25 protein-coding genes and 1 tRNA gene are annotated in these 24233 nt (G+C 56.7%); 8 read left to right on the top strand and 18 right to left on the bottom strand.

The window, feature by feature from the left end; genetic code table 11:
- Positions 1-18: 18 nt before the first annotated feature.
- From EAW52_RS15750 to EAW52_RS15720, 7 genes are all read right to left on the bottom strand, one after another.
- A complete protein-coding gene (locus tag EAW52_RS15750; RefSeq protein WP_122043167.1) occupies positions 19-1134 on the bottom strand; it encodes a response regulator in 1116 nt (371 codons plus the stop codon).
- Positions 1127-2887 carry an ATP-binding protein gene (locus tag EAW52_RS15745; protein WP_122043166.1) on the bottom strand — a complete coding sequence of 587 codons (1761 nt, stop codon included), beginning with the start codon at positions 2885-2887 and terminating at the stop codon, positions 1127-1129. Before EAW52_RS15745 ends, EAW52_RS15750 begins: the two co-directional genes overlap by 8 nt.
- Positions 2880-3866: a SpoIIE family protein phosphatase gene (locus tag EAW52_RS15740; protein ID WP_019366610.1), complete on the bottom strand. Its 987-nt coding sequence runs from the start codon at positions 3864-3866 to the stop codon at positions 2880-2882. The genes EAW52_RS15745 and EAW52_RS15740 overlap by 8 nt, the downstream gene beginning before the upstream one ends.
- Positions 3857-4255 carry an anti-sigma regulatory factor gene (locus EAW52_RS15735; RefSeq protein ID WP_010797537.1) on the bottom strand — a complete coding sequence of 133 codons (399 nt, stop codon included), beginning with the start codon at positions 4253-4255 and terminating at the stop codon, positions 3857-3859. The genes EAW52_RS15740 and EAW52_RS15735 overlap by 10 nt, the downstream gene beginning before the upstream one ends.
- Positions 4215-4637, bottom strand: coding sequence for an STAS domain-containing protein (locus EAW52_RS15730; RefSeq protein WP_010797538.1), 423 nt, complete (start codon positions 4635-4637; stop codon positions 4215-4217). Before EAW52_RS15730 ends, EAW52_RS15735 begins: the two co-directional genes overlap by 41 nt.
- A gap of 9 nt (positions 4638-4646) precedes the next feature.
- Entirely contained in the window at positions 4647-5486 is an 840-nt protein-coding gene (locus EAW52_RS15725; RefSeq protein ID WP_019366609.1) for an STAS domain-containing protein, read from the bottom strand.
- Positions 5487-5763: 277 nt separating this feature from the next.
- A complete protein-coding gene (locus EAW52_RS15720) occupies positions 5764-7053 on the bottom strand; it encodes an MFS transporter (protein ID WP_010797540.1) in 1290 nt (429 codons plus the stop codon).
- Positions 7054-7662: 609 nt separating this feature from the next.
- Here EAW52_RS15720 and EAW52_RS15715 point away from each other — a divergent pair.
- Entirely contained in the window at positions 7663-9024 is a 1362-nt protein-coding gene (locus EAW52_RS15715; RefSeq protein WP_010797541.1) for an OprD family porin, read from the top strand.
- A gap of 36 nt (positions 9025-9060) precedes the next feature.
- Here EAW52_RS15715 and EAW52_RS15710 read toward each other — a convergent pair whose 3' ends face one another.
- Positions 9061-9783: an SOS response-associated peptidase family protein gene (locus EAW52_RS15710; RefSeq protein WP_122044823.1), complete on the bottom strand. Its 723-nt coding sequence runs from the start codon at positions 9781-9783 to the stop codon at positions 9061-9063.
- 203 nt (positions 9784-9986) lie between these two features.
- On the opposite strand from EAW52_RS15710, the gene EAW52_RS15705 reads away from it, so the two are divergent.
- A complete protein-coding gene (locus EAW52_RS15705) occupies positions 9987-12212 on the top strand; it encodes an ATP-binding protein (protein WP_122043165.1) in 2226 nt (741 codons plus the stop codon).
- A gap of 250 nt (positions 12213-12462) precedes the next feature.
- On the opposite strand, the gene EAW52_RS15700 is transcribed toward EAW52_RS15705, so the two are convergent.
- The 6 genes from EAW52_RS15700 to EAW52_RS15675 form a co-directional block, all read right to left on the bottom strand.
- A complete protein-coding gene (locus tag EAW52_RS15700) occupies positions 12463-12759 on the bottom strand; it encodes a cyd operon YbgE family protein (protein ID WP_122043164.1) in 297 nt (98 codons plus the stop codon).
- Complete coding sequence (cydX, locus tag EAW52_RS15695; protein WP_122043163.1) at positions 12756-12866, bottom strand: cytochrome bd-I oxidase subunit CydX; 111 nt, start codon at positions 12864-12866, stop codon at positions 12756-12758. Before cydX ends, EAW52_RS15700 begins: the two co-directional genes overlap by 4 nt.
- A gap of 95 nt (positions 12867-12961) precedes the next feature.
- Positions 12962-14104, bottom strand: a complete 1143-nt coding sequence (gene cydB, locus EAW52_RS15690; protein WP_122043162.1) for a cytochrome d ubiquinol oxidase subunit II — start codon at positions 14102-14104, stop codon at positions 12962-12964.
- Positions 14105-14114: 10 nt separating this feature from the next.
- Positions 14115-15722: a cytochrome ubiquinol oxidase subunit I gene (locus EAW52_RS15685; protein ID WP_122043161.1), complete on the bottom strand. Its 1608-nt coding sequence runs from the start codon at positions 15720-15722 to the stop codon at positions 14115-14117.
- A complete protein-coding gene (gene cydP / locus EAW52_RS15680) occupies positions 15719-15922 on the bottom strand; it encodes a cytochrome oxidase putative small subunit CydP (RefSeq protein WP_010797548.1) in 204 nt (67 codons plus the stop codon). The genes EAW52_RS15685 and cydP overlap by 4 nt, the downstream gene beginning before the upstream one ends.
- 117 nt (positions 15923-16039) lie before the next feature.
- Positions 16040-16333 carry a metal-sensing transcriptional repressor gene (locus tag EAW52_RS15675; RefSeq protein ID WP_033352800.1) on the bottom strand — a complete coding sequence of 98 codons (294 nt, stop codon included), beginning with the start codon at positions 16331-16333 and terminating at the stop codon, positions 16040-16042.
- Positions 16334-17247: 914 nt separating this feature from the next.
- Between EAW52_RS15675 and EAW52_RS15660 the strand changes: the two genes are divergently transcribed.
- The 4 genes from EAW52_RS15660 to EAW52_RS15645 all read left to right on the top strand — a co-directional run bounded on the left by EAW52_RS15660 (position 17248) and on the right by EAW52_RS15645 (position 20412).
- Positions 17248-18534 carry a diguanylate cyclase gene (locus EAW52_RS15660; RefSeq protein ID WP_122043158.1) on the top strand — a complete coding sequence of 429 codons (1287 nt, stop codon included), beginning with the start codon at positions 17248-17250 and terminating at the stop codon, positions 18532-18534.
- 374 nt (positions 18535-18908) lie between these two features.
- The gene (locus EAW52_RS15655) at positions 18909-19409 is read left to right on the top strand and encodes a UPF0158 family protein (protein WP_074827676.1); all 501 of its coding nucleotides are present in this window, start codon (positions 18909-18911) and stop codon (positions 19407-19409) included.
- Between the two features lie 198 nt (positions 19410-19607).
- Positions 19608-19937 (top strand): hypothetical protein, encoded by a 330-nt coding sequence (locus EAW52_RS15650; RefSeq protein WP_162997650.1) that lies wholly within the window; start codon positions 19608-19610, stop codon positions 19935-19937.
- Positions 19938-20043: 106 nt separating this feature from the next.
- Complete coding sequence (locus EAW52_RS15645; protein WP_162997649.1) at positions 20044-20412, top strand: DUF1475 family protein; 369 nt, start codon at positions 20044-20046, stop codon at positions 20410-20412.
- A 10-nt stretch (positions 20413-20422) separates the two neighbouring features.
- Here the strand turns inward: EAW52_RS15645 and EAW52_RS15640 are convergent.
- Positions 20423-20496, bottom strand: a tRNA-Gly gene (locus EAW52_RS15640).
- A 174-nt stretch (positions 20497-20670) separates the two neighbouring features.
- On the opposite strand from EAW52_RS15640, the gene EAW52_RS15635 reads away from it, so the two are divergent.
- Positions 20671-21729 carry a M4 family metallopeptidase gene (locus EAW52_RS15635; RefSeq protein WP_019366594.1) on the top strand — a complete coding sequence of 353 codons (1059 nt, stop codon included), beginning with the start codon at positions 20671-20673 and terminating at the stop codon, positions 21727-21729.
- A gap of 10 nt (positions 21730-21739) precedes the next feature.
- Positions 21740-22063, top strand: a complete 324-nt coding sequence (locus tag EAW52_RS15630) for a protealysin inhibitor emfourin (RefSeq protein ID WP_010797555.1) — start codon at positions 21740-21742, stop codon at positions 22061-22063.
- Positions 22064-22076: 13 nt separating this feature from the next.
- Here EAW52_RS15630 and EAW52_RS15625 read toward each other — a convergent pair whose 3' ends face one another.
- The 3 genes from EAW52_RS15625 to EAW52_RS15615 form a co-directional block, all read right to left on the bottom strand.
- On the bottom strand, positions 22077-23063 hold the full coding sequence (locus EAW52_RS15625; RefSeq protein WP_122043155.1) for an aldo/keto reductase: 987 nt from the start codon (positions 23061-23063) through the stop codon (positions 22077-22079).
- Positions 23064-23130: 67 nt separating this feature from the next.
- Positions 23131-23832: a 16S rRNA pseudouridine(516) synthase gene (locus EAW52_RS15620; RefSeq protein WP_019366592.1), complete on the bottom strand. Its 702-nt coding sequence runs from the start codon at positions 23830-23832 to the stop codon at positions 23131-23133.
- Complete coding sequence (locus EAW52_RS15615; protein ID WP_074827669.1) at positions 23832-24053, bottom strand: cysteine-rich CWC family protein; 222 nt, start codon at positions 24051-24053, stop codon at positions 23832-23834. Before EAW52_RS15615 ends, EAW52_RS15620 begins: the two co-directional genes overlap by 1 nt.
- Positions 24054-24233: the final 180 nt, after the last annotated feature.

Below are 24233 nucleotides of genomic sequence, written 5' to 3'. Positions count from 1 at the left end.
GAGTGGGCAGGGCAGCAATCAGGTGGATGGCACCGTAGAGGGGAGGTGGACTTCTACCACGACGTGGTCGTCAATATTCTTGAATTCGGCATGGCCGCCAAAGCTTTCACACAGCGCCTTGACGATGGGAAGGCCCAATCCCCAGCCGCGATCATCGCTGCGGGTGGAAATGAAATAAGGCGTTGCCAGGTTGACCAATACCTCGTCAGGCATCCGGCCCTGGTTGCGAACGCACAAGACAATGCGCTCGGCAGACATCGTCTGGCTGACGTCGATTCGCGTATCAGCTGTTCCATGCTTGGCAGCATTGATGATCAGATTGTCGATGATGCGCAGCAGGGCGTGCTTGTCCCAATAGACGTGCTGTTCAGGTGACTCAAGGGTGAGCGTGATCTCGTTCTGTACTTGAATCCGCAGGTTACTGATCGCCTCGCCAAGCAGCGTACCAAGGCTCAGCTTTTCACCGTGCAGCTTGATCCCACCGCCCAGGCTGGTATGGGAAATATCCAGTACGTTCGTGATCATCTGATTCATACGCTGCAGGTTTTCCTCGAGCAGCTTCAGCATGTCATCGGTGCGTCGGGCAGGTGTGCGACGCATAAGGCTGGCTACCATGGTCGCGGCGGTCAGCGGGGAGCGAAGGTCATGGTTCAGCGAACGCATGAAGCGCTCCAGCATGATCTTTTCGGCCTCCAGGTTTTCACTGCGGGCAATGGCGACGTTGCGCTGGTTTTCGATGCTCGCCAGACGAGTGCTCGATTTGAGCAGGGACGAAATGGTAGCCAGGACTTCGTCCCGGTTGATCGGGTGGGTCAGATAGGCTTGGGCGCCCTGGTTGAGCCCCATAGCCTTGTCCTTGCCGCTGACGAACGTGGCCGAAATATTGATAATGGCCGGCATCTTGTTCTGATCCAGCTTCTTTTCAATGGCCTGAATCAGTTCGAAGCCGCTCATGTCCGGCAGGTTGATATCAATGATCACCAGGCTGGTCTGATCGTTGATCAGCTCGAGGCCAGCACTGCCGCTTCCGGCCTCGAGAATATCGAAGTCAGGCTGGGACAGCAGAATCTTCCGCAGCACATAACGGTTCGCATCCGTATCATCAATGATGACGATGCGCTTACGGTCACTCATTTCTCAAGCTCCTGGACAAACTCTGTACCTGACAGAGCAACTGCTCAAGATACCCAGGTTGGGATTTTTGCAGAATGGCATGGCAATAGGGTCTGAGACGGGCCAGCTCTTCATCATTAAGAGCCTTGGCCGTGTTGACCAGGACGCGACGGTGCATGGACCAGTCCATGCTCTCCAGCAGCTCTTCACCGCTGGTATCCGGCAGATCGAGGTCAAGGAAGATGATATCCGGTCGCACGGCATTGAGCTTGTCCATGCTGGCCTTGGCGCTATCAGCCTCAATCATGATCGGGGCGTAGCTTTCCAGGGCGCGGGTAACGATATAGCGATCGGCTTCGCTGTCGTCGATCAGCAGAATCGTCATGCCGGCGAGGGCGTTCTGCTCGAGTGTGGAGGCGTTTTCCTCCAGCGCTATCGGGATGCGCAGGTAGAACTTGCTGCCCACGCCCTCCTGGCTGGTCAGATCAATTTCGCCTTTGAGCAGGGTGGCCACCTTCTGCGCCAGGGACAAGCCCAGCCCCGTCCCTTCAATGTTCTTCCGGCCCGGTGATTTGATCCGGTAGAACTCGTCGAATACCTTTTTCTGGTTTTCTTCGGAAATGCCGATCCCGGTGTCGGCCACCATGAATTCGATCTGCTGGTCGTCCGGACGGAAACAGCGAATCGTCACGCTACCCTTGGGCGTGTACTTGAAAGCATTGGAAATCAGGTTGCGCAGGATCTGGAACAGACGCTCCCGGTCCGTATTCAGAATGATGTCTTCCGGCAGGCGGTCGAGCCGGTAGCTGACATTCTCGTAGCGGAACGAAAGCGCGGCGGCAAAGGCTTCGATTCGCTCCAGAAGTTCATTCAGGCTGAACGGTTCAGCCATGACTTTCATTCGACCGGACTGCACTTCAGCCAGATCCAGTAGCTCATTGACCAAGGTTGAGAGTTCGGCAGCAGCATCACTGATGAATTTGACCTGACGGTACTGTTCTCCATTCAGTGGTCCGTCCTGACCGGAGATCAGGAGCTTCGAGATGTTCTCGATAATGTTGATCGGCGTCCGGAACTCATGGGTCATGTTGGAGAAGAAGCGACTCTTAGCTTCGCTGGCATCCTGCAGCTCCTGAGCGGTCTTTTCCAGCTCGGAGTACAGGGCCACAACCCCCTTGTTGGTTTCCTCCAGTTCCTTGTTGGTGTCCTCCAGTTCCTGCTGCTTGGCGCGCAGTTCCGAGGTGGTCACCAGCAGGTCTTCGCTCTGGAGCTGCATTTCCTTGTAAGGGTCCAGCGCACTCTTGTCGGTGAGCTGATGCAGCAGCCGACTCAGCTCCGCCTCGCTGGGAAAGGGCTTGGGTACGGACAGGTATTTGGCGGCGCGGATTCGGGTACCGCTCGAAGAGGTGTCGATCTGGAAATCGTCCATCAGGCGCTGAGCGCCCCGCAGACCTACACCCATACCGGTCTGAGAGACGTAGCTGCCATTAAGGATATCGTCCAGATTCTGGATGCCTGCACCGTTGTCCTGCGCTTCAAAGCACAGGCCGCTCAGGCGTCCTTCACTAGAGCTCATCATGTAAAAGCTGAATCGACCCTGCCTGGCGTACTGGTAGATATTGCGTGCCAACTCAGAAACCGTAGTGGCAACGCGAATTTGGTCAAGCCTGGTTAGCCCAATCCAATCGGCAAGCTGCTTGGCACGTTGGCGACACCAGACGATGTCCTGTTCGCTTTCGATGCGCAGGCTAGAAATCAGGCGGTCATTAGACATGACGTACTACCAGCGCCGTGGCGTCATCCGTTGAGCGCTTGAAATCACGATGAATCAGGGCGGCGATAATGGCGGGATGCTTGCCTAGCAGGCCGGTATACCCTGCAAGGTTGACCCGGGAATTGATACCATCCGAATTCATGACCAGCACGGTAGATTCATCCCAGGGATAGGAAAAGGATTGTACGCGGCCTATCTTGTAGCCAACAGTACCGTTGGCCGAGACCATGCTTCGCGGCCGATCTGCCATCAGGGTGCCGGCAATGTTGCCAACACCACAGAAATTGACGGTGCCTTGTTCCGGTAGAATTTCAGCAAAGGCCAGGGCTGCACCACGTGTACTGGTCAGGGCACGGTGCATGCGCTCCATCAGCTCGGTCAGGGGAAGGCCGGTGGGGTGGTTGAGAAATATATCCCGAGCCTTAGCACTGGCTTCTCTGGCCTGTATGCCATGCCCAAGCCCGTCACACACCATAATCCGGTTGTTCAGCACAGCCCAGCTGTCGCCACACACTTCCTCCCGCGGATGCGGGGTGCACAACACACCGTCTTCAAACTGCTTGCCTAGAGGCGAGGGCGCCAATTGCGTTCGGGAAAATACAATAGTGCCCTTGCCCGGCTGCGAGTAGATGTCGAAGCGATCAGACATACGCCGGATCGCCCCCAGTCCGGCTCCCATCGTACCCTTGGTGGAATAGTTGTCGCTCAGGCACTGCGCCACGTTGACCATGCCTGGACCGCTATCGACTGCGATCAGGTCCAGCTCATGGTTATTATGGCTCAGGTACAACTCGCCTTCGCCGGCATGGTTGACCAGATTGCGTGCCAGCTCCTGGACAACAAGGGTCAGCTTGCCCAGTACTTCTTCGTCATCGGTCAGTTCGCGGGCATGACGGATGACCGCCCGGCGCGCAGCATCCACGTGAGCAACATCGGAAACCGAGAATGTCTGGCTGCAATACAATGGGGTCAACGCCACTTCCACAACTCCACACGTGTACCCTGGCCGGGTGCACTTTCGATTGCGAATTCATCCACCAGCCGCTTGGCACCGCTCAGGCCCAGGCCCAGACCATTGCCTGAGGTATAGCCGTCCACCATGGCCTTGCTGATGTCATCGATTCCCTTACCCTGGTCGGTGATGACCAGGTGAACGGCGCTGCGGCCGTTACGCATCGTATCCTCGATCACGCATTCGCCGCCGCCGCCGTAAATCAGAGCATTACGGGCAATCTCGCTTGCGGCCGTAACGATCTTGGTCTGTGAGACAAGCCCCAGCTTGGCTGTCTCGGCAGATTGGCGTACACGCTGCCGGATGAGGACAATGTCAGTCTCCTGCTTCAGCGGAAGTATGTCTTTCTTCGCCACGCTCTAGCTCCAGGAGTTCATCATCCGCGACCATCTGTTCCAGACGGGCCATCCCTTTTTCTACATTCAATGCCGTGGCAATGCCGTCGAGTGACAGGCCTAATTCGACGAGCGTGATTGCGACGGCAGGTTGCATGCCCACGACGATGACCTTGGCGTCAAGGATGCGAGAGACATTGGCAATGTGGGACAGCATGCGGCCAATGAACGAGTCGACGATCTCCAGGGAAGAGATATCGATCAGCACGCCCTTGGCTCGGTGCTTGACGATTTGATTGGTCAAATCTTCCTGCAGGTCCAGGGCCAGTTGGTCGTGCATGTCGACCTGGATGGACAAGAGCAGGTATTTGCCCATTTTGAGAATAGGGATCTTGTCTACCATGGCGGCTCCTTAGCGTGCCGTAGCAGAAACGAGACGAACGTTGAGCTCTTTCAGAGCCATCTGGAATGCATCGGCCAGCGAGGCTTTGGTCACGACGTCACCGAGCTCTACGCCCAGATGGACGATGGTGGCGGCGATTTGCGGACGAATACCACTGATGATGCACTTGGCGCCCATCAGCTTGGCGGCGGTCACTGTCTTGAGCAAATGCTGGGCGACCATGGTGTCCACAGTAGGCACGCCGGTAATATCGATAATGGCAAGGTCGGACTCGGTCTGGACGATCTTTTCCAGTAGGGCTTCCATCACGATCTGGGTACGGTTGCTGTCGAGCGAGCCGATCAGGGGGATGGCCAGGATGCCTTTCCAGAGTTCAACGACAGGGGTCGAGAGCTCCAGCATGCTTTCCTGCTGCTCGCGGATAATCGCCTCACGGCTTTCCATGTGGCTTTCAACACAATACAGGCCGAGCTTGTCCAGTAATTTGCTGGCAATCCATACCACCTCTACCGGATTGGCGCACTGCGCCTGAATCCGTGCAAAAAGAGGCTCTTTTAGCGAGAAGACAAAAGTTGCCGTTTCAGACGGTGAAAATCCTTGTCGGCTCTGGCTGCGAGACAGACGATCCAGCATGGCCTTAACCGGGCTCCACTGGTCATGATGAAGATCATCCAGGCCTTCGGCAGCCGCAACGGTCAATAGCTTGAGCATTTCTTTAGAATTGCTCTTGACCGTCTCCTCATCAATCAGATCGGTACGAATACCTGCTGAGCGTTGCGCAGTGACCCATTCCTCTAACAACTCGCGTTCATGCTGTTGTAAAAGCTCGGCAATAACAGATGCAGGCATTGCTTATCCTCGTAAGAAAAGCGAGGTCGCCAGACGCGTACCTCATGGACATCAGATTCAACCTGAGTGTCCATCATGCAGTATTTTGCGGGCTGGCATGATGGAATCGTGGCGTCGGGTCATTGATGCTGAATAATCAGCCTTTTAATGTGGCCTTCGACCCGCGATTCAAGGGATGGTGCACACACTGAATCAAAGAATTTCAGTGGCAGACAAGCGGAGGGTAGAGCGTGCAGGGCATGAAGCGGTATGGCGTTTCATGCCCTGCCAGGGAGGGTTACTGCGAGCTCAGTGCCTGCTGACCCGCGCCCTGCAGATCCTTGCGGCGGAACAGAACCAGCGTAGCCGTCAGGCCAAGTACGGCCGCCAACGTCAGCCAGATGCCCGGTGCGGCACGATTGTCCAGCGTATGGATCAGCCAGGTACAGATGACCGGGGTGAAGCCGCCAAAGGTCGCCGTGGCCAGACTGTAGGCCAACGAAAAGCCTGTAGTCCGTACGTCAGCCGGCATGACCTCAGCCAGGGCCACGACCATCGCGCCGTTATAGCTGCCATACAGGAAAGACAGCCATAGCTCGACTAGCAGCAGACGGGTGAACGAGGGCTCGTTCGTTAACCAGATCAGTGCAGGGTAGGCCGTAAAAATAGCCAGAACCGTTGCTGCGATCAGCAAGGGGCGACGTCCGATCCGGTCCGATAGCGAACCCATCACAGGCAACCAGATGAAGTTCGAAACTCCTACACACATGGTGACCAGCAAACTGTCGATGTCGCTCAGGTGCAGTTCGGTCTTGCCAAAGGTCGGGGTATAGGCGGTGATCAAATAGAAGGATGCTGTGGTCATCGAGACCATGGCCATCCCGGCGATGATCAGGCCGAAGTTGCTGCCAATGGAGCGGATTACCTCGCCCAGAGTTGGACGGTGGTGACGCGCCTGGAACTCGGGCGACTCCTCCAGCGAGCGGCGAATGATGAACAGCACGGGTACGATCAGGCAGCCAATCAGGAAGGGAATACGCCAGCCCCAGTCACCCATGTCTTCTGGAGACAGGAGACGATTGAGCATGACGCCCAGCAGGCCGGCAAAGACCACCGCTACCTGCTGGCTGGCTGACTGCCAGCTGACAAAGAAGCCGCGGCGGCCGGGCGTTGCGATCTCGGCCAGATAAACGGATACACCACCCAGTTCGACACCCGCCGAGAAACCCTGCAGAAGACGGCCCAGCAATACCAGGATGGGCGCAAGCACGCCCAGCGTGGCATAGCCGGGCACCAGTGCAATCAGCAAGGTTCCGGTGGCCATCAGGGCCAATGTGATGACCAATCCCTTGCGACGGCCATGACGGTCGATATAGGCCCCTAGAAAGATGGCGCCTAGAGGACGCATCAGAAAGCCCGCTCCGAAGGTTGCCAGGGACAGCATGAGCGAAGCGAGGGGGTTGTCGCCGGGGAAGAAGGTTTTGGCAATGGCGGTGGCATAGAAGCCATACACCATGAAATCGTACATTTCCAGGAAGTTGCCGCTGACAACCCGGAAGATGGCTTTGCCTTTGGAGTTGTTCGCCATGGGTACACACTCGATGTTGGAATAATCGGCCCTGACGTATCTGGTTACAAATATCAGGCTCTTTTGAGTCACGCGCTTGTAACCATATGTGTAATTGCTACCTTACGGCAAGGCTTGTCAGCATGCGCATTTCCAGTTATGGGTGTCTGGCATCACTATTTTGGAAAAGCAAGAGGGGAAGGCTCTGGCTCGAAACGCCAGACGGACGTGGGTCCGCATTCCAGCAAGGCTTGACGCTTACAAAAGCGCTTGGCCGACAGCTGTTTGTGTCTCATCAGTTTCGCTTTTGCAAAATGTGACCGTTTGGGCGAAGTGAGGATCCAACCTGCTCATTCAGCTGGTTCGGCTTTAACTGTCCCTTTCATCTTTGCTAAGACAGCTCATCTCGACCGGCACAGGTATGCCTATGAGGTTAGTTTGCTAAGCAATTTAATGGCACACTGGGCAGGCAACGCGTTGTCTGCACCGGGCCTTTGGCTGAAATGCCGAGCCGTGGAAAGCGATGCGTACCATAAAGACAAACGACAAATGAATTGAATCTCGACTGCCAATGAGATCTTGCACCTCTCGATTTTTACGGTGCACCATTTTTAAGGAGAGCCACCCCTGATGAAGACCTTTAGACTGAGCACGCTAACCCTCTCGTTAATGGCTTGCAGCAGTACAATGGCCTTCGCCGGTCAAGCGGATTCCAATGGGTTTATCGAAGACAGCCATCTTCAACTCCTGAATCGCAGCATGTACTTCAATCGCCAGGTCAAAGGCGATGGCCACCACGAAAACGCGCATAACCAGCGTGATCCTCGCGACTGGTCCTATGGTCTTCTCGCCAATTATGAATCGGGGTTCACCCAGGGAACGGTAGGTTTCGGGGTAGACGCCTTCGGGTATCTTGCGCTTAAACTCGACGGCGGTAATGGCCATGCTGGCAGTGGCAATGTCCAGGTTAACTCGAGTGGCGAAACCCAGGATGAATATTCAAAGGCTGGCGGCGCGGTAAAGCTGCGAATTTCCAACACTATTCTGAAGTATGGCGAAATGCAGCCGACGGCCCCGGTGTTCGCGGCAGGTGGCAGCCGACTATTGCCGCAGACTGCACGTGGTCTGAACATCATTAGCAAGGAAATCGATGGTCTGACCCTGGACCTGGGGCATTTCACGGCGGGTACCGAACCAACCTCTACCAGCACCGATGGCGGATTGTGGGCGACCTATGCCGGCGTCGAAACCCGCAAGGTCGACTACCTGGGTGGCGCCTATCAGGTTAATGACAACCTCAGTGTCTCGCTGTATGGCTCGGAATTCCAGGACCTCTGGCGTCAATACTACGGTAACGTCAACTATGCGCTGCCCTTGCAGGATGATCAGTCGCTAACCTTCGACTTTAACATCTACCGTACCAATGATGAAGGGCGTGCCGAGGCGGGCTCTATCAGTAACACGGCCTGGTCTCTGGCAGCGGCCTATAACCTAGGCGCGCATACTTTTACGCTGGCGCACCAGCGCATTCACGGCGATACGCCCTTTGATTACGTAGGCTTCGGCAACAATGGCGCAGGCGGCGGCGGTGATTCGATCTTCCTGGCCAACTCGATCCAGTGGTCTGACTTCAACGCACCGAATGAAAAGTCCTGGCAGGCGCGTTACGACCTGGACATGACGTCCTATGGCGTGCCAGGTCTGAGCTTCATGGCCCGCTACATCTATGGCTATGACATCGACGGTACTCATGCGGACGCTGGCGGTGCCTACGTATCCCGAGACGAGGCGGGTGCGGTAACAGGTTATGCCTACGATCATAATGACAAAGAGCGTGAAACCAACCTGGAGGCCAAGTATGTCGTTCAGGAGGGGCCGGCAAAGGATCTGTCCCTGCGCGTTCGTCAGGCGTGGCACCGTGGCGCTGCCTCGACGGGCGGGTCGGTTAACGAGTTCCGCTTGATCGCGGATTACCCACTCGACATCTTCTGAATACGAAAGCCCGGCGCTGTCGGGCTACTGATTGGCTTACACCAACGGTTTGGGTTCTCGCTCAAGCAGGGCAGGGCTGTCGTTACGAACACTGCCGACAGCCTTGTTCACCGGATACCACTCGAACTGGTCGACAGAGATCGCGCCGTCCTGGGCGATTTCCTCGGCGCGTTCGGGTGAGAGGTCTGGCTCTATCCATTCCCGGGCCGCTTCAGGCGTCAATACCAGCGGCCGTCGGTCATGAATGTCGATCATGCCTTCATCGGCAGCCGCCGTGATGATGACGAAGCCATCATCTTCATGTTCGTGTTGGTCGGTACGATGAAACTGTCCAATGGCGGCAAAGAACATCGGCTCGTCTGACTTCAGCTTGATGAAGTAAGGCTGCTTGCGTTTGGGGTCATCGGCATCCTTTTTCCATTCATACCAGCCATCAGCTGCTACCAGTGATTTTCCATGCTTCCACAGGCTGCGAAACATTTTACTGGTGGCCGCTGTTTCTACACGGGCATTGATGACAGGAGGCCGCTTGGGCTTGTGTGACTCGGGATCACGCGCCCAAAAGGGTGCATATCCCCACGGCACTGGATCGAAGCGGATGCCTTCGGTCTCTTCATGCAGCAATTGCACCCGGGTGCCAGGTGCCACGTTGTAACGGCCAATGGGCATGGGGTCGAGTCCGCCTGCAAAGTCGACCGATGTCTTGAGCGCCTCGATATAGTCTATGGCGGTCCGGTATTGCGCAAATCGTCCACACATGAAGAGATGCCTGGCTGCTAGTACTGTCCAGTCGACAACACCGCCTGGCATAAGACTTCATTTTTTAAGAAAGGCGCAGCAGGGCGGCGGGCGGTGCGTCTTGATACAGGAGGCGCTAGAAGGCCCTTGGCTAGTAATAGTCAAACTCCCTAAAGGGGCCTAGAATTTCAAGCATATTCACCTTTGAATAAGGTCGCAGCAGTATGTCGATCCGCGCCAAGCTTATTACGCTGGTAATAGCCATCTTGGCTCCGACACTGTTGGCTTCTACATTCGCCATCTACTACGTCTACCAGGATCAGCGAAGCAAGGTGGAAGAGAGCATGCGGGCCACCACCCGGGCGCTTTCGCTGGCCGTTGACCGTGACCTGCTCAGGCGTGATGCCATTATCTCGACTTTGGCCATTTCACCTTCCCTTGAGCGCAACGACCTTGAGGCCTTCTACAGGCATGCGCGACGGATTACCCAGACCTGGGAAAACTCCATCATCCTGTTCGACCTGGACGGGCAACAGCTAATCAATACCCGTAGACCTTTTGGTGCAGACCTTCCCCATAGCATTAACGCTGAAATCAATGCCACTGACTTCAACAAGCCATTACTGGTGAGCGGACTGTATGTCGCGCCTGTGGGGAAAGAGTACAGCTTTGCGGTCCGGCGGCCTGTTTTTCGTGATGGGCAGGTCGCCTACTTTATTGCAATGGGCTCGTTTGCCTCGCAGATGGATACGGTGCTTAAAGAGCAGCAGCTGCCCCAGTCTTGGCTGGGCGTCATCATGGATTCCAAGGCTCAAGTCGTAACCAGAAGTAGCCGTCCGCAGGACTTTGTAGGAAGACAGGCTTCAGGCCCTTTGATGGATCGACTGATGGTCGATAGTGAAGGGTTTCTCGATTCGGTCTCGCTGGAAGGCATGCCCATGCGCTCTTTCTTCAGCAAGGCACCCTTGTCGGGGTGGTCAGTGGTTATTGGCCTCCCACGCGCGGAAATTCAGCGTACGGCTATTCATGCCTCGATTGCTGTCATCGTAGGGTCACTAATTCTGTTGGGGTGCGCCATTCTTCTTGCTTTCTGGATGGGGCGCAGAATCGCGCAGCCGCTTCGCCTGCTGGATCAGACGGCCCAGGCGCTGGGCCGGGGCGAGGCGATCAAGCCCATTACAACAGGCATGGTTGAAACGGACCGCACTGCCAGCGTACTGGCAAAGGCCAGCGAGGAAATACAGAGCGCCAACGCCAAGATGAACCAGCGGGTGGATGAGGCGGTTGCTCAGGCCGAGCGCTCGCAGAAGGCGTTGCTGCAAGGGCAGAAACTGGAATCTCTGGGGCGCCTCACCGGCGGTATTGCTCACGACTTCAATAACCTGCTGCAAACGCTAACCATGGGGTTGGCGCTGGCTGAGAAGTCAGCCACGACGCCCCGCGCCCAAAAAGCGATCGAAGCCTGCAGCCGGTCTGTCGAGCGGGGCACCAAGTTGACTCGCCAGCTAATGGCATTCAGTCGCAGCCGGGTTGACGAGGCTCGTACAATGGACCTGCGTACGGTCCTGATGGGCATGAGCGATCTGCTGGACGGCGCCTTGCCCAGCCGTATAAGGCTCACGCTGGAAATACCTGACCAGTCTTGGTCGGTATTCCTCGATCCGCTTCAATGTGAGTTGGCCGTCTTGAACATGGTATTCAACTCCCGCGATGCCATGCCTGATGGCGGCGAAATCACCGTCTCGCTGGTGCGCAAGGTAATCCAGACCGGTGAAGTAGAGGGGTTGGCAGGGGGAGAATACGTGGCGTTGTGCGTGAAGGATAATGGCCATGGCATGAATGAAGATGTGCAGGCCAGGGCCATGGAGCCGTTCTTCACGACCAAGGAGGTGGGGCAAGGCACCGGGCTTGGGCTTGCCCAGGTCTATGGGTTTGCCAGGCAAGCGCGGGGGACTGTGCTGATCGAAAGCGCTGTAGGCGTAGGCACGACCCTTACAATCATGCTGCCTCTGGGGGAAGCCGTATTGATCGAGCACCAGGAGGCCGCTTCCGACAGCGCGTTGCCTGCTGCGTCTGCCCGGGTGTTGCTGGTGGATGATGACGAGCAGGTGAGGGAAGTGGTCGGACCGATGCTGGAGGAATTAGGGTTTGAAGTAACCACAGCCGCCAATGCCGACGAGGCCTTGCAGCGGTACGAGACGATGCTGTCCGGCTCGCCCAGCGTACGACCCAACATCATCTTTTCCGACATCATTATGCCTGGCCGTCTGGACGGCGTCGGACTGGCGTTGGCGCTACGCGAGCGCGATCCAGGTTTGCCGATTGTATTGGCCACCGGTTATACCGAGCACGCGGTAAAGGATTATGGCTTCAAGGTCCTTTCCAAACCCTACGATTTGAAGACCCTGGCGCAAACCCTGAGAGATGAACTCGACCGCTCTGCCGCCTGAATAGGCATTAAGCATTACCCGTCCAAGATAGCTGTTGGGTATCGCTGGGCTGTACCCAACCTGCTGAGCGGAGTAACGGAGAGGGCAATTAGGATGGGTTGAGCAACACGATACCCAACTGGAGCGCAAGAACCGCATCAGTAAGGTATCCAGCAGAGCGGTTGGAGATTGCATCACGGCATCCAACCGACTCGCTTATGACCACCTGACCACAGGATGCCAGCCATCAATCAGGCTGGCATCTCATACGTCAACCCATTCGGGCCTGTATCAGCAGGGCGTAGCCCAGCGCCATCAGCATCCAGGCTAACAAAGGGCCAAAGGCCCACTTCCAGACTTTCGCCCGAGGGTCGAACCCTACGCCGTGCACAAAGCCGCCCGCCACGCCCCACATCACCAGCATAAGCATGCTATGGCTGTAATGGCCTTCGGCATTCAGAAACGCAGTGGGATAGATGAGCAGCAACAGGCACAGCGGCGAGGCGAGGAGCAGGGAGAGTACCCTGAACCCTCCTCGCAGCAGTACCGGGCGGGCGTGAGTGATCACAGCTGGATCTCCTCGTCGAGATTTACAGTCGCTTCGAGCCACAATGCATTCATGATGCCGAAGCCGCACGCCAGAGCGATACCGAGAACCCAGGTGAAATACCACATGATGATGACTCCTGAAGATATTTAGGGCCTGTCCGGCTGATCCCTGGGACTGTTCTGAGCCTCCGCAGGGTCGGCCGAATGAGCAGACGAATGAATCAATAAAGGCCGTGGGGGTTGTCGTTGATATGCGCGGTAGTCACCTTGCCCCACATCTTCACGTAACCCCACAGGGTATAGGTCAGGATGATCGGGACGAAGATGCAGGCTGCAACCAGCATGATCCCTAGGGTCTTGTGACTGGAGACGGCATCCCACATGGTCAGGCTCGCCGCGGGATCAAAGCTCGACGGCATGATGAAGGGGAACAGTGCAAAGCCTGCGGTGCACAACGTACCCACAATGGCCAGGCTGGAGCCGAGAAAGGCTACCCAACTGCGGCCGGAAGTCGAGGAGAGCAGGGCCATCAGCCCACCCACGATACCGATGACCGGGGCCAGCTTGGTCATTGGATATTGAGCGTAATTGGCCATCCAGCCGACGTTGGTCTGGGCGACTTCCTTGGCTAGCGGATTCAGTGCGGCGTTGGCGTCAAAGCTGGACAGCAGGGCGAAACCGTTGATGCCACCCATCCACAGCCAGACACCCGCCCCGATAAAGGTAGCAAGGAACGCCAGCGCCAGAATCTGCGAGGCGTGGCGGGCTCGTTGGCTGATGGCACCTTCGGTGCGCATCATCAGCCAGGTACCGCCATGCAGGGCCAGCATGGTAAAGCTGACGATACCGGCCAGCAGGCCGAAGGGGTTCAGCAGTTGCCAGAAGCTACCGTGATAAGAGGCACGCAACGTGTTGTCCAGCTCCAGCGGTACGCCTTGCAGAAGGTTGCCAAAGGCCACACCAAACACGACCGAGGGCACAACTGCACCGGCGAACAGCCCCCAATCCCAGGCCTGACGCCATTGGGTGTTTTCCAGCTTGCTGCGGTAGTCGAATCCCACCGGGCGTACAAAAAGTGCAAACAGCACTACCAACATGGCCCAGTAGAAACCTGAAAACGCGGCGGCATAGACCATCGGCCAGGCGGCGAACATCGCACCGCCTGCAGTGATCAGCCACACCTGGTTGCCGTCCCAGTGGGGCGCAATGGTGTTGATCACCACGCGCCGCTCGTTGTCCGTACGGCCAACGATGGGCATCAGAATCGCCGCACCCAGGTCGAAGCCATCGGTCAGGGCAAAGCCAATGAGCAATACCCCCACCAGTACCCACCAGATCAGTTTAAGACTCTCGTAATCAAACATAAGGGTGTTCTCAGGCAATGATGGTTGGAGTCGCAGCCGCTTCCGGCGCCTGCGGCAGTTCGGTCTTTGCGCCTTTCTCAAAGTGGTAGCGACCGGTGTGCAGGCTGGACGGACCGAGGCGAGCGAAGCGGATCATCAGGTACATTTCGATCACCAGCAGGCCGCTGTAGAAGACGATCAAGGCGATCAGCGAGCCCCAGACATCACCTGTAGAGACGCTGGAAGCCGACAGGTGAGTAGGGAGCAGTTCGCCAATGGACCAGGGCTGACGACCGTTCTCGGCGACAAACCAGCCCGTCTGGCCGGCAATCCAGGGCAGCGGCAGGCTGAACAGGGCAAACTTGAGCAGCCAGGTCTTGGTGGCCTCGTTGCGGCGTGCCACGGCGTAGAAGGCGCAGGCGAACAGGATCAGCATCAGGAAACCCGAGGCGACCATGATGCGGAAGCTCCAGAAGATGCCAGATACGTGCGGGATGGTGCTCTTGGCCGCTTCCTTGATCTGGGCATCGGTAGCCGATACCACATCAGGGGTGTATTTCTTCAGCAGCAGGCCGTACCCCAGGTCTTTTTTTACATCGTTGAAGGCTGCGATGTTTTCAGAGGTCTTCTCACCGCCACGCAGTTTTTCCAGCAGGCTATAAGCCACCATCCCATTACGGATGCGGTCTTCATGCTGGTCGATGAGCTCATGAATACCGGTTACCTGCTTGTCCAGCGAGCGGGTGGCGATAATGCCCATGACATAGGGAATCTTCACCGCATAGTCGGTGCGCATGGTTTCCTGATTCGGGAAGCCGAACAGGGTGAAGGAGGCCGGAGCTTCTTCGGTATGCCATTCGGCTTCGATGGCGGCCAGCTTGGCCTTCTGCACGTCACCCACTTCGTAGCCGGACTCGTCACCCAGCACGATCACAGACAGCACCGAGGCCAGGCCGAAGGCAGAGGCGATTGCAAAGGAGCGACGCGCAAAGCCTACGTCATGCTTCTTCAGCAGGTAGTAACTGGAGATGGCCAGCACGAATACCGAGCCGGTCACATAGCCTGCCGCCACGGTATGCACGAACTTGACCTGCGCGACCGGGTTCAGTAGCAGGGCGCCAAAGTCGGTCAGCTCCATGCGCATGGTCTCGAAATTGAACTCGGCGCCCACCGGGTTCTGCATCCAGCCGTTGGCGATCAGAATCCATAAGGCCGAGAGGTTGGAGCCCAGGGCTACCAGCCAGGTTACCGCCAGGTGCTGTTTCCTGGATAACCGCTCCCAGCCAAAGAAGAACAGGCCGATAAAGGTCGATTCGAGGAAGAATGCCATAAGGCCTTCGATAGCCAGCGGTGCACCGAAGATATCGCCCACATAGTGTGAGTAGTACGCCCAGTTGGTGCCGAACTGAAATTCCATCGTCAGGCCGGTAGTGACCCCCAGGGCGAAATTGATCCCGAAGAGCTTGCCCCAGAACTTGGTCATATCCTTGTAGACCTGCTGGCCGGTCATGACGTAGACCGTTTCCATGATGGCCAGCAGGAAGGCCATGCCCAGCGTCAGGGGAATGAAGATAAAGTGATACATCGCCGTCATGGCAAACTGCAGACGCGACAGGTCGACGACTTGTTCCGAGATCATCTCGGTGTCTCCTCAATTTTAAGCGAAGCGGGAGTGGCACCCAAAAGGCGTTGGCTCATTTCCACGGTGCCGTCCTTGGGAACGGTGGGCGCGTCGAACCAGAGGGCCTTGATGCCCATGAGCAGGGTCAGCTTGATCAGGAGAATCACGGCGATCTCCTTGGCCAAGCGGTGTTTAAGAAAGCTGAAGGGCGAGTTCATAATCGATACTCCGTGGAGTATCGGCATTAGAGACGATGGCAGGGTGCTATCTATTGATCTGGCGCAATGAAATCAGAGTAGAAGCATCCCTCAAGGGATGGCAGTTTGCCGCAGGGGTCAGGTGTAGCGGATGAAAACCTCGCGAACCTTGGCCAGCGCCTCGGCACTGTCCTGATCCGGATCGCTCATGGCTTCTTCAATCAATGCTGTCAGCATCAGGCGATACGCTTTTTCCAACGCACTGCGTGAGGCAGAAAACTGCTGGGCCACCGATTCGAAGCGCTCTCCGCGCCGGATCATGGCCTGAAGGCCCCGAATCTGGCCTTCGATGCGGGCCAGCCGCTTGAGCATCACCTGCTGCGCGGTGGGGTGTTCGAGTAGATCATCATTCGCGGAAAGATTCGATTTCATGAAGCGCTCAGTAAACATAACGAGGCCACGCTCTTTGAAAGCTGTTATGCCATAGGGCGAGGCGGAAAAACGTAATCAAGATCATGGCTACTGCTTAAAGACACGTCTTATCCATTAATAAAGGAGGCGCCAAAGCGGCTGATAAGCAGCAGGGCTTCCGAATGGCATCCAGATGGAAGGGCGCAGACTACTAGCCCAGGCCCATGAGAGCTGACGCTACAGTGGCTGGAGCCTCGCAAGGGTATGTCCGATGTAGCCTAGCAGGTGATGCCGGTAGCCCTTGCCTAGGCAGCGGACTAATTCGCTCTCGATTGACTTGAATCAATCGAGGTGAGGGGCTGTGCTCTTCATGAAGCGGTGAGGCGTGTTTACTGCGGTTTACGGGGTATCCGTACCAAGGTGGCCTGAATGACATCAATCGGGTCGCGGCACATGAGCACAGCGGTTTACTCAAGGCAGAAGAGACTCGCTGCGCTGCACGCTTTGCAACACAGGGCCACTAACCTTTCCGTGTTTATCCTTCTGTCGGATCAGGCCGCTGGTAGACCTCTGAGTGCTGTCGATTTGATATTGAAGGCAACAGTTCATGAGCGGTACTGATTGATTCGGTTAGTAAATTTTATTTATAAATCAAGCAATTAACGTGTTTTCTTAATGAGGATTCAATTTAGCGTTAAGGTTCTCAGCGAGACGGCCGTTACAGTAAAGACGATTACAGATTATTGGCGTCAAGGTGTATGCTCCGCACGCATGCTTGATATCGAATGGCCATCGCTCCGCGTGGTGAAGCAGCTGTTGGCTGTGCAAGGTGCAGACAGGATCGTGCAGGTCAGGCTGCCAGGGTAGGCCAGTAACCATTCATTATCCGATTTGTTTCATCGCGTGGCGGTGAACGTAGTTATCAGGATTTTCTTGTGCGGAACCGCTTCTCTCAAAGCCCGATTCATTTTGCGCCGCCCTTGTTTCTGGCAACGGTGGCGTGGCTGCTTAGCCTGTATTGGCCGGGCACGGCTTTCATGGCATCGCTGTTCAGTGTACTCCCAACGCTTCTGGTGTTGTTGGGAGGAGCCTTATGTGTGGTCTATCAGCGGCAGAGCCAACTGTTTTCTCTGGTCACGCTTTACATTGCACATTTTTCATTGTCGCTTCAGGTCAGCCATTATCAGCAGACCCATACGCTCAACCCTGAAACGCCCTTGGTCTTTCACCTTGCCACCGTCATGACTCCACTGCTGATTGGCGTCTACTGCGTCTGGCAGGTCAAGGCGCATCTGCTGCAGGACAGCATTGCCCGGCTGACGCTACTGATTGTGGCAACAGTCGTCCCGCTGGCACTGGGCCGTGTCTATCCCGAGGCGATGCTGCACGCGGTCGATACCATCTATTGGCCCATGCTGCACGGCGACTGGATGAAGCTGGCGCAGCTGGCCTACTTCACTTTTATCGTGGGGTTGGGGCTTGTCATCACGCGATATGTTCTCTTGCCAAGGCCGCAGACGGCGGCGCCTATTGTGGCTATTGGTTGTCTGATGTGGATGTGGTCCAAGGTCTTTATCGAGCCCCAGATCCTGGATGTAATGATCAGCTTTGTTCAGCTCATCATCATCGGCTCGGTCATCCATGAAACCTTCTACATGGCCTTCCGTGACGAGTTGACCGGTATTCCGGGGCGCCGCGCGCTCAATGAGCGCTTGAGTCGCCTGGGTAACCAGTACGTCATTGCCATGGCCGACGTGGATCACTTCAAGAAATTCAACGACACCCACGGCCATGACGTCGGCGATCAGGTACTCAAGCTGGTCGCCAGCAAGATGCGCAAGGTCGGCGGTGGCGGCAGTGCGTATCGGTATGGCGGCGAGGAGTTTACGCTGCTTTTTCCAGGCAAGACGCTGGAAGAATGCCTGCCGCATCTGGAAGCTGTGCGGCGTAGCATCGAAGAGTACCCTTTGCGTATCCGGGACAAGCAGAGCCGCCCCCAGGATGACGAGCGGGGCAGGGAGCAACGTGGCTCCGGTGAGGCCAAGATTGTCTTTATCACAGTCAGCATGGGCGTCGCAGAGCGGGGCGTGGCAGCGCGCACCCCTGAAGAGGTCATCAAATGTGCGGATCAGGCACTGTATAAAGCCAAGGGCGCTGGCCGTAACAATGTCATGCCTTATGGGCAAGGCGTCCAGCCTGCTTCACGGGTCAGGCGGGCCTGACCTTGGCGCCGTGCAGGAAGAGCTGCACGGCATGGTCGACAAGCCCGTCCAGTTCCTCTGAGGTAGATGAGGGGCTGCACCTAGAGCGGCGCGGCGCTGGGCGCCTGGAATTACCATACCGAGCAGCATAATCAACGCCTCCCTGGCATCCGGTACATGCCAGCGTCCCGCCTGGATACGTAGCGGTAACTACCATGTCAGCCGCAGGCGCTAATGCCTTGGAATGCCCACTCAGGGCACAGGTGCGCCTTACCGAGAAATGCTTCCCGCCGTAACCGTGAAAAGCCGCGGTATCTGCTTGTCCTATGTTGGGCACCCTCCGGCCATCCCTGGGTCATACCTGTATCGATAAGCCACAGTAAGTCAGTGCAGCCATGCGACCGATCACGATAAACCTCGAAGCGCTCAAATCAGTCCTCACCAGTGAGGCCCGACACGACCACGTACTCGATCTGGAAACCGGCAAGCTCCTGAATCTGACCGAGGATGACTTTGAAGCCGAAGAATTGCACGCCATCGAAACCCAGAAAGACCGCTACGTGCCCATCGAACCACTGGGCATCGCCGAGCGCGTAGCCATGCGCGAAGCCTTCCTGTTCGACCTTCATGACCCCCATGCACATCCGGTGCTCTCCCGCGCCTTGACCGACCGCAAGCCGCTACGCACCTTTGACTACGAACTCAAGAACTTCCCAAAGGCCCAAAAGGCTTGGGAAGCCTATGAGGCTACTCAGGTCAGCCAATATGCCCTTATCTGGCTGCACGACCATGATCTGGAGCCCGTTTCAGAAGACTACGCTTCCCAGCCTGATGTTAAAGAAGGCGTGCCCGAAGGCATTCTGCGCCGCATGAACAAGAGCAACGTTCAAGAGTAGAGCGCTACCTGATAGCAGCAGGCGCCTGAATAACTGATTCGGGCGCCTGCCTGGATACCTCTGATCCCCTCCACTGGCCCGCCCGTTCTGCACAAATAAATTTGATGAAGCTATCTAGCCAACCGAACTGTCATATGGGATAGATAGGATGGACAAAACATAACAAGAAAGTCATCTGTACAACGGGGGATGGAAACCATGCGTGGTTTAGTAGTAGTAAGTCTGATCACGTTACTGACAACCGGCTGCGTCATGAGCGGGCGCAACATCGACGAAAAGCAGGTAGGGCAGATCGTCGAGGGCCAGACGACCCGCTCGCAGCTCATCGCCATGTTTGGCGAGCCTCAATCCAAAATCCGCAAGTCGGGTTATGAAATGCTGTACTGGTCCTATTTTAATTCGGGCTTTCTCGCTGCCTCTGAACAATCCAAGGGCCTGCGCGTCCTGGTCGATGAAGACGGTACGGTTAAGAAATACCAGGCAATTAACTCGAATACCAAGTCCGCACTAGCACAAAGCGATATCTAAGCGCATTCATACCGGTTGCCTGTGCGTTGCTCAATGGCAGCGCACGGGCAAACTCATGTCTTCTGCCTACAATCCTTACAGCAGGTATGTATTTTTGAGGGGTGATATGCGGAAGGTAACGGTGCTAACGCTGCTGCTTGGAGTGGGATGGCTGGTGCTGGTCGCCATTACGCTTCGCGGTACTGTCGAGATGGGCTTAGTGGCGGGCCTGTACACCTTTGTAGGCGACTTTGCTCATCCGTGGCGAGCGCAGTTCCACTCAGACCTGAGCCTGAACGTTTTCCTGATTGCCCTCTGGCTTCTCTATCGAGCCCGCTCCTGGCAGGTTGGTCTGCTATGGGGCTTGCTGGCACTCATGGCGGGCGCCTTGTTTACGCTGCCTTACGTAGTGATAGCAATGATTCGGGCGAAGGGGGATTGGCGAGTGCTGCTACTGGGAAGGCAAGCCAGGATGTCAGCCCCGCTTGAATCATGAGGAAGCGAATTGGAGCGGGCGAAGGGAATCGAACCCTCGTCATGAGCTTGGGAAGCTCAGGTAATGCCATTATACGACGCCCGCTTCGGGAGGCGTCCTTTGTACCAGAAGCCGAGCCTTGGGTGAAGCCTCTTGATAAGGTTTTTGTGCGAGGGAGTCTAGGGCGGGTTTTGCGGTCTAACCCTGTGCCACGTAGAGTGGCGTGAGAGGGGTAGTGTTGTGCTGCTCCAACGCTGGCTGCTTAGGGAGGGCGTTCGTATGCCTCGCTTGGGTTCTGTTCAAGGTTTTATCCCCCCGTACATCCTCAGCCGTATCGTTGATCATGGTGATGAACGCCAGCGCTCCTGCGCGTTGGGTACGCTGAGTCATGTACGTACGCTTTTGCATAATCCAGGCCCGCCTGGGGTGCGTCAGGCACCGGTAAGTGAGCTGGAGCGTACCGATGATGAGCGTGCACAGCGCAGCATCTATGATGCAAAAAATGGTAACCAGTTGCCGGGTGTGCTGGTTCGCAAAGAGGGCCAGCCTGCCGTAAGTGACATTGCTGTAGATGAGGCTTATGACCATCTCGGCGCCACCTTCGATTTCTTCTATCAGGTGCTGGGCCGCAACTCCATCGATAACCGGGGCCTGCCGCTCTCGGGCACGGTGCATTACGGTCAGGACTATCAGAACGCCTTCTGGAATGGCGAGCAGATGGTATTCGGCGATGGGGACGGCGAGATCTTCAACCGCTTTACCATTTCGCTGGATGTCGTTGCCCATGAGCTTACCCACGGTGTCACGGAAAGTGAGGCGGGGCTGGTGTATTACAACCAGTCTGGCGCGCTTAATGAGTCTGTGTCCGATGTCTTTGGGGTCTTGGTTAAGCAATACAGCCTGAAGCAGCGAGCCGAGGAGGCCAACTGGCTGATCGGGGAAGGGCTGTTAACCGAGAAGATCAATGGTCGTGGTCTGCGCTCGATGGCTGAGCCGGGTACGGCGTATGATGATCCGATGCTGGGCAAGGACCCGCAGCCTGGTCATATGCGTGACTTCATTGAAACGCGGGATGACAATGGCGGTGTGCACCTCAACTCGGGCATTCCAAATCGGGCATTCTATCTGGCGGCAACCGGGATCGGCGGATACGCATGGGAGACAGCGGGCCGCGTCTGGTATGACACCTTATGCGACAGCCGCTTGACCAACGATGCTGATTTTGCGGCCTTCGCTCGACTCACCGTTTCGAATGCCGGTCGCCGCTTCGGCGCAGAAGCGCGCGAGACCCAGGCAATTAACAAGGCCTGGGAAGACGTTGGGGTAGAGCTGACCTGAGGAGGTCATTATGAAAGAGCTACCGAAACTGGGGCCGGATGCCTTGTTAAGGCTTTCTCGACAGGGCGGCTTTGCAGCGATCCATGCACTGGCGCGCCCACGGGAGATCGATTTTTCCAGTTGCAATGAGGATGAGCGTGGACGAATCTGTTCCGTGCTCGAGCGTTCGCTGCCAGCCTCGGCGGAAAGCGTAGGGCGTGGCGATCAGCGGTATTACAAGATCGAGTTGCGCTTCAAGGACAAGCCCGACGAGATCACAATTACCGTTCCGGAAGACCGTGCACCCAACGAGCTGGTAAGGCTGTGGGATAAGGGCGACGCCAAGGTGCCCTGATCCCACTTCACGCCTAGTGTCTAGCCGTCTCGCCTGGCACCGGCGCATCAGGGGGCAGGACGCCCTGCTCCCGTAGTGTTGTCCAGAGTTCCTGCGGGATTGGTACCTGCATCAGTTCAACGTTTTCCCTGACCCGCTCAGGCTTGCTGGTGCCCGGGATCGTGGCGGCTACAGTGGGGTGTGCGATGCAGAACTGCAGGGCTGCAGCGCGTACATCGACATCGAACTGTTCGCAGACCCATTTGAGGTGCTTGGCTTTTTCCTTAATGGAGGAATCAGCCTCAGCATAGTTGTAGTTCTCGCCGCCCGCCAAAATACCCGAGTTGTACGGACCTCCTACGACAATACCTACACCGCGCTCCAGGCATTGCGGGAACAAAGTATCCAACGCCTCGCGATGGTCCAGCAGTGAGTATCGACCCGCCAGCAGAAAGGCATCCGGGTCAGCCTGTTCCAAGGCAAGACGGCAGGGCTCGACCATGTTCACACCCAGCCCCCAGCCTTTGATGAGGCCTTCTTCGCGCATCCGGGTCAGTGCAACCGCTGCGCCTTTCATGGCCTGGTCAAAATACTCTCGCCATGTGGGGCCGAACTGGTCTTCGGATACATCATGGATCCAGACGATATCAATCCGGTCGGTTTTGAGGCGTTCGAGGCTGTCTTCAATGGAACGACGGGCACCGTCTGCGCTGTAGTCCAGAATGCGGCGGTAGGGGCGCTCGTTGACGAACGGGGTCGCATTCTCAGGCTGGTCGGCCTTTTGCAGCAGACGGCCCACCTTGGTGCAGAGGGTGTATTCATCCCGGGGTTTTTGACTGAGCACCTCGGCAAAGCGAATTTCCGACAGGCCGGCACCATAATGGGGTGACGTATCGTACAGGCGAATACCGGCCTCCCAAGCCGCTTCAAGCGTGGCGGAGGCTTGTTCTTCGGTGAGCTCATGAAACATGTTGCCCAGCGGGGCACCGCCAAAACCGAGGCGGGGAACGTGAATGCGCATACGGCTCTCCTGGCTGATGAATGATTCTTATGCCGACCGGAGTGCACGACGAATGTTCCTCAGTGGTCTAGGCAGGAACGCCGCATGCGATTTCTGTAGCGGTAAGAGGGCGATATTCACCGGGTGCCAGGGCGGGGTCAAGCACAATGGGACCGATCCGCTCCCGGTGCAGGTGCAAGACCTGATTTCTAAAGTGCCCGAACATGCGCTTGACCTGATGATAGCGGCCTTCGATGAGAGTAAGCCGCGCGCTGCGCTCGCTCAGGATATCCAGATGGGCGGGCAAGGTAGTAAGGTCTTCAAACTTGAAGTACAGCCCGGCGGCGAATGTGGAGACGTATTCCGGCAGGATCGGGTTGGCCGTCTCGACGTAATACACCTTGGGCAGCTTGCTGCCGGGCAGGGTCAGACGACGAGACCAGAGACCATCGTTGGTGATGAGCATGAGGCCTGATGTGTTCAGGTCCAGACGGCCGCTCAGGTGGAGATCATCCTTGTCCTGTTCGTTCAGCAGATCGATTACCGTGGGGTGATCCGGATGCTGCGTTGCGCTCACATACCCAACGGGTTTGTGCAGCATGAAGTAACGAGCAGCCTTGCCAGGTTGAAGCAGCTCGTCCAGCAACTCGACCCGATCGAAGAAGCGCACCTCGTAGCGACCATCACGCACAGGCACGCCATTGATCCGTACGTGTCCATGCGCTAAATGCATGCGTGCGTCCAGGCGGTTGAGGGTCGGTCGGTTACTGATGAAACGATCCAGGCGCATCAGCCGTTAGTATCCGTTTCATGTTCTAAGGTAGCACTGGCGCAGCGGGCGCACAGACAAGCCACGTTGCGAGCGTCTTCCGGCAAGGTCTCGAGTGCTTCGGGAGCGATACGAGTGTGGAAGCACCAGCAGTCAGTCACCGGTTGGCTGCAACCGAGCTGAGCACAGCCATTGGGTTGCCCGCAGCGTGGGCAGAGGTGGGGTGGATAGGCTGTGTTCATGTCTGTCGCCTCGTGCGCCTGTAAGGGCGTACGGAAATTCAATGTAAATAGGGGTAGACCGTAATCGTACCCCGTGTGAGGCAGTACGGCTATGAAGACCAGCCGTATGGGCTACGCTTGCTTACGTCCTTTGACTGATGGCCCGCAAGTGTGGGGATAAGCGGTATCGTCACGTTAACG

The organism is Pseudomonas sp. LTJR-52, assembly GCF_003691465.1.
GTDB classification, from domain to species: domain Bacteria; phylum Pseudomonadota; class Gammaproteobacteria; order Pseudomonadales; family Pseudomonadaceae; genus Chryseomonas; species Chryseomonas luteola.
The sequence above is the reverse complement of the archived record's forward strand: the minus strand, read 5'-3'. Positions and strand labels throughout refer to the sequence as shown.

Coding starts and splice junctions, on each gene's coding strand:
- EAW52_RS15710 (WP_122044823.1), bottom strand. CDS start 9,783: ATGTGTGGACGATTTGCGCAATACCGGACCGCCATAGACTATATCGAG.
- EAW52_RS15750 (WP_122043167.1), bottom strand. CDS start 1,134: ATGAGTGACCGTAAGCGCATCGTCATCATTGATGATACGGATGCGAAC.
- EAW52_RS15745 (WP_122043166.1), bottom strand. CDS start 2,887: ATGTCTAATGACCGCCTGATTTCTAGCCTGCGCATCGAAAGCGAACAG.
- EAW52_RS15615 (WP_074827669.1), bottom strand. CDS start 24,053: ATGAACACAGCCTATCCACCCCACCTCTGCCCACGCTGCGGGCAACCC.
- EAW52_RS15645 (WP_162997649.1), top strand. CDS start 20,044: ATGCGGAAGGTAACGGTGCTAACGCTGCTGCTTGGAGTGGGATGGCTG.
- EAW52_RS15725 (WP_019366609.1), bottom strand. CDS start 5,486: ATGCCTGCATCTGTTATTGCCGAGCTTTTACAACAGCATGAACGCGAG.
- EAW52_RS15655 (WP_074827676.1), top strand. CDS start 18,909: ATGCGACCGATCACGATAAACCTCGAAGCGCTCAAATCAGTCCTCACC.
- EAW52_RS15705 (WP_122043165.1), top strand. CDS start 9,987: ATGTCGATCCGCGCCAAGCTTATTACGCTGGTAATAGCCATCTTGGCT.
- EAW52_RS15720 (WP_010797540.1), bottom strand. CDS start 7,053: ATGGCGAACAACTCCAAAGGCAAAGCCATCTTCCGGGTTGTCAGCGGC.
- EAW52_RS15685 (WP_122043161.1), bottom strand. CDS start 15,722: ATGATCTCGGAACAAGTCGTCGACCTGTCGCGTCTGCAGTTTGCCATG.
- cydB (WP_122043162.1), bottom strand. CDS start 14,104: ATGTTTGATTACGAGAGTCTTAAACTGATCTGGTGGGTACTGGTGGGG.
- EAW52_RS15650 (WP_162997650.1), top strand. CDS start 19,608: ATGCGTGGTTTAGTAGTAGTAAGTCTGATCACGTTACTGACAACCGGC.
- EAW52_RS15625 (WP_122043155.1), bottom strand. CDS start 23,063: ATGCGCATTCACGTTCCCCGCCTCGGTTTTGGCGGTGCCCCGCTGGGC.
- EAW52_RS15630 (WP_010797555.1), top strand. CDS start 21,740: ATGAAAGAGCTACCGAAACTGGGGCCGGATGCCTTGTTAAGGCTTTCT.
- EAW52_RS15635 (WP_019366594.1), top strand. CDS start 20,671: ATGCCTCGCTTGGGTTCTGTTCAAGGTTTTATCCCCCCGTACATCCTC.
- EAW52_RS15715 (WP_010797541.1), top strand. CDS start 7,663: ATGAAGACCTTTAGACTGAGCACGCTAACCCTCTCGTTAATGGCTTGC.
- cydP (WP_010797548.1), bottom strand. CDS start 15,922: ATGAACTCGCCCTTCAGCTTTCTTAAACACCGCTTGGCCAAGGAGATC.
- cydX (WP_122043163.1), bottom strand. CDS start 12,866: ATGTGGTATTTCACCTGGGTTCTCGGTATCGCTCTGGCGTGCGGCTTC.
- EAW52_RS15730 (WP_010797538.1), bottom strand. CDS start 4,637: ATGGTAGACAAGATCCCTATTCTCAAAATGGGCAAATACCTGCTCTTG.
- EAW52_RS15675 (WP_033352800.1), bottom strand. CDS start 16,333: ATGAAATCGAATCTTTCCGCGAATGATGATCTACTCGAACACCCCACC.
- EAW52_RS15620 (WP_019366592.1), bottom strand. CDS start 23,832: ATGCGCCTGGATCGTTTCATCAGTAACCGACCGACCCTCAACCGCCTG.